3 protein-coding genes and 1 pseudogene are annotated in these 4,092 nt (G+C 47.9%); all 4 read left to right on the top strand.

Annotation, left to right across the window (positions count from 1 at the left end):
* Positions 1-396, top strand: a pseudogene (locus tag STRDD11_RS14630) (phosphatidylserine synthase); the annotation flags it as partial.
* Entirely contained in the window at positions 389-1,261 is an 873-nt protein-coding gene (locus STRDD11_RS10080; protein WP_128837194.1) for a phosphatidylserine decarboxylase, read from the top strand. The pseudogene STRDD11_RS14630 and the gene STRDD11_RS10080, both read left to right, overlap by 8 nt.
* Positions 1,246-2,145 (top strand): UbiA family prenyltransferase, encoded by a 900-nt coding sequence (locus STRDD11_RS10075; RefSeq protein ID WP_061423395.1) that lies wholly within the window; start codon positions 1,246-1,248, stop codon positions 2,143-2,145. The genes STRDD11_RS10080 and STRDD11_RS10075 overlap by 16 nt, the downstream gene beginning before the upstream one ends.
* On the top strand, positions 2,145-4,092 hold a 1,948-nt coding region (locus STRDD11_RS10070; protein WP_128837321.1), incomplete at its 3' end, for a phosphoenolpyruvate synthase. The genes STRDD11_RS10075 and STRDD11_RS10070, both read left to right, overlap by 1 nt.

Below are 4,092 nucleotides of genomic sequence, written 5' to 3'. Positions count from 1 at the left end.
GACATGATTAGCTTTGCGGCTCTCCCGGCGGTGCTCCTCATGACTCAGCTGCCCTTGGGAGCGGCCAATATCATCTTGGCTGTCCTCTATGTCTTGGCTGCAGTTACGCGCTTGGCGCATTTTAACCGCTTGGCTAAGCATGATGAAGGATCTGACTCCTATTTTATCGGCTTGCCCGTGACTTACAGTGCCCTATTTTTTCCTCTGACCTATCTGGTCTGTCAATGGCTGGCACCTGGTCTCTATGCCTGGGTGTGGCTGGGCTTGTCTCTTTTGCTGCCCTTCCTATTTGTCTACAACTGCCGGATTCCTAAGCCAAACAAGCTGGCCTATCTGGCTTTTGCGATTCTAGCAGTTGCAAGTCTGATTGGTCTGGGGGTTCTCCCGCATGGTTAAGGTCTATCAGAGAAAGACTGGTCAAGTAGTGGAACCGACAGAATACAAGGCGGGTCTATTAGACAAGCTTTATGGTACTGCTTGGGGTCGCTTCCTATTGCCTATCTTGACCCGACCTAGCCTGTCTTATCTTCTGACTTTGAAAGACTATACTGCATTTTCTCGAAAGAAAATAGCAGCTTTTGTTGAAAGTTATCAGCTGGATCTAGCTGACTATGAAGATGGCCCCTATTCTAGCTTCTCGGCTTTCTTCCAGAGAAAAATCAAGCCCAATCTGCGTCCGGTCTGTTCTGATAGTCAAGTACTGGCTGTGGCGGATGCTAAGTTAGAGGTTTTTACCATCAGTCAGGACTTGCAGCTGATGATTAAAGGGCAGACATACAGGCTAGCTGAGTTACTGTTGGATGATGACTTAGATCAGCTGTTCACTGGCGGAACAGCGCTTGTCTATCGTTTGGGAGTGGAAGACCTGCACCGCTATCTGGCTGCTGAATCCGGCAGAATTACCCTAAGTCGAAAAATCAAGGGCCGCTTGCATACGGTTAGGCAGGTAGCCCAGAAGTGGCGCTTGATTTACAAGGAAAATAAAAGAGAATACTGTCTTTTAGATACCGACCTAGGACCTGTCCTGCAGATGGAAGTAGGCGCTCTCTTGGTCGGAAGAATATACAATCACAGTCAGGACCATTTGGTCAGGGGACAGGAGAAGGGCTGCTTTGGTCTGGGCGGCTCAACCATTCTTGTCCTCTATCCAGAAGGCACGATTCGCATGGATCAGGATATTTTGACTTACTCAGACCTCGGAATAGAAACCCAGATTCAAATGGGTGAAAAGATTGGAGAAAAGCTATGTTTAAACGATTAGCTGTTTATTATAAGGAAATGTTTCCTTTGCTGCCGCGCTTTTTTGTGGCTGCCATTATGTTTTTTGAGATTTATTTTGTCCTTCTGCTCAATGACGGAGTGACCACCTTTCACTTTGACCATCAGGAGTTGATTGGGATTTTTACGATTTTTGTCTTTCTGATGATTCTGCGGATTGCAGATGATTTCAAGGACTATGAGACCGACAGGCGGCTCTTTCCTCATCGGGCTCTGCCATCTGGCCGGGTTAAAAAGAAGGACTTGGCTATTGCCCTCAGCTTTATCGTAGCGGTGTCTGTACTTCTCAATATCCTCTTTATGAACAATATCGGCTGGTTCCTCTTTCTCTATATCTACGGAACTCTCATGTCCTTCTGGTTCTTCAAGCGTGACAAGATTCAAAATTCTCTGCCTCTGGCTCTAGTGACCCATAATCCAGTCATGATGATTTTGAATCTCTATACTATCTCTTTTGTTTGCTACAAGTACAATCTGCCTCTCTTGTCCCTACCGACCGTCTTGCTGGCCTTTACCATGTATTTCCCAAGTCTGATCTGGGAAGTCTGCCGTAAGATTCGGGCGCCAAAAGACGAGACCGAGTATGTGACTTATTCTAAGCTTTTTGGTTACAAAAAAGCCACTCGCTTTATCGAGGTGGTGACTCTGCTGGATATCTTGACCAATTTCGCCCTTCTCTGGAATATTTCCCATGTCGGAGTAGTGGTCTTAGTGCTGAATGTCATCTGGATGACTGTCCAGTTTGAGCAGTTTATCAAGGATCCAACTCGCTTTAATATCCGGGAGCGGGTGGAGCGTTATACATATATCACGGAGACGACCATGGTTCTGTCCGTTGCTGTTTATCTCTTGATGGGGGTACTTTGATGAAAAAAATCAAGCAGACAGGGCTTGACCAGGTCGGAGGCAAGGCCTATCATTTGCTGAAAATGCAGGCTGCTGGTTTGCCGATTCCTGACTTTGCAGTGTTTGCTTTTGACTTTTTTCAAGAATCTGCCAGCTCTGCTGACTTGGAGCGGATGGAAGAAGCTTATCGGTCTGGAGAGTTGGACTTGTCCCAACTCAGTCAGCAATTGCAGGATTGGGCTAAAGAGCAGTTTGCGCAGGAAGATCTGACAGCAGCAGAAAACTGGATTCGGCAGGAGTTTTCTCAGACAGACTGTCGCTTTGCGGTTCGCTCATCAGCAACCATTGAGGATGGGAAGGCCTCCTCCTTTGCCGGTCAGTTTGAGAGCCAGCTCAATGTGAAGCCAGATGGACTTAAAGAAGCTATCCAAGCGACCTTGCTCTCTCTTTATCAGGAGTCGACTCTTAGTTATCTATTTGAGCAAGGACTATCGTTGAAGCAAGCGCAGATGATTTGCCTTGTGCAGGTCATGCAGGAGGGAGGCTTGTCTGGGATTTACTTCACAGCTAATCCCAAGGGCATTCTGAACGAGCACATCATTGTCATCGGTCGGGGCTTGGGCAACAAGGTTGTCGAGGATAAGATTCCTACAACCATGGTGACGCTTCATCCCAAGGACCAACTCTTTTATACAGAGCAGACGAAGGACTCACCAGAATTATCACAGGAACAACTTGCGGAGTTACAGGCCTTGGTTGGTCAGGTGAGTCAGCTTTTCGGACCTTATATGGATATGGAGTTCACCTTCGCAAATGGTCAGCTCTATCTCTTGCAGGCACGACCTATTACCACCTTGCCAGAGGGACAGCAGATTATTCTGGATAACAGCAACATTGTCGAGAGCTATCCGGGCGTTTCCAGTCCTCTGACCATTAGCTTTATTCAAGAGGCTTATGCCAGCATTTTTCGAAGTCTGGCCCAGCGCGTGGTTGGCAAGGATGCCCCTGAGTTGGCTGCCTATGAAGCCACCTTTCAAAATATGCTGCAGCCGGTCAACAGCCGGATTTATTACCAGATTCAGAGTTGGTATCAGCTGCTGCAGCTTCTGCCTTTTTCGAAGAAAATCATTCCTATCTGGCAGGATATGCTGGGAGTGAGAGAGACAGAGGTGCCTCAGATGCCAGTGCACCTGTCTGCTTTCAAACGCCTGCAAATCATGCTCCGTATCATCCGAGAATTTTGGACGGCGCCCAAGCAAATGCGGCAATTGGAAGAGCAGTTTGCCCAGATTCAGCGCGAATACGAAGCGAGCTTTTCTCCCGACGCAGATGCGGAGGCCTTGATTGGCTTGGTCAGCAAGCTAAAAGAGGATATTCTGGCTCACTGGGACATTACGCTGGTCAATGATCTCTATGCTTTTGTATATACTGGACTCCTGAAGAAGTCGCGTCGTGGCGGTGCTGTTCAGGCTGAGATTGCAGGAATTGAGCAGATTGAAAGTATGAGGCCGGCTTTGGCTCTGCAGGCTTTAACAGCTCAGCTGAAAGCAGAAGAAAATGCAGCGATTAGACAGGCCATGGCAAGTGAAAGTCCAGCAGTCTTTCTAAGTCGCCAGCATCCTTTGGTCAAAGAAATAGTCCATTTTATCCATGAATTTGGTGATCGGGCTCCAGAAGAGTTGAAGTTAGAAACTCCAACCTTCCGAACGCACCCAGAGCGTCTGCTCAAGCTCCTGCTGCAAATGTGCCAGCAAGAGGAGAAGAAGTTGGCACCTCAGAAACTTGAAGAGGTGCAAAAATCAGGCTGGTGGACGAATTTTCTTCGCAAGCGAGCCATGACTGGTGTTAAATATCGGGAAAGCTCCCGCTTAAACCGCACACGAATCTATGGCATGATGCGGCAGATTTTCCGAACGCTTGGGCAGCAATTAGTCGAGCAAGGTCTGCTGGCTACGCCTGACGATGTTT

It is taken from the genome of Streptococcus sp. DD11 (assembly GCF_001578865.1).
Classification (GTDB): domain Bacteria; phylum Bacillota; class Bacilli; order Lactobacillales; family Streptococcaceae; genus Streptococcus; species Streptococcus panodentis.
Note: the sequence above shows the minus strand (reverse complement) of the source record. Positions and strands in the feature narration are given on the sequence as shown.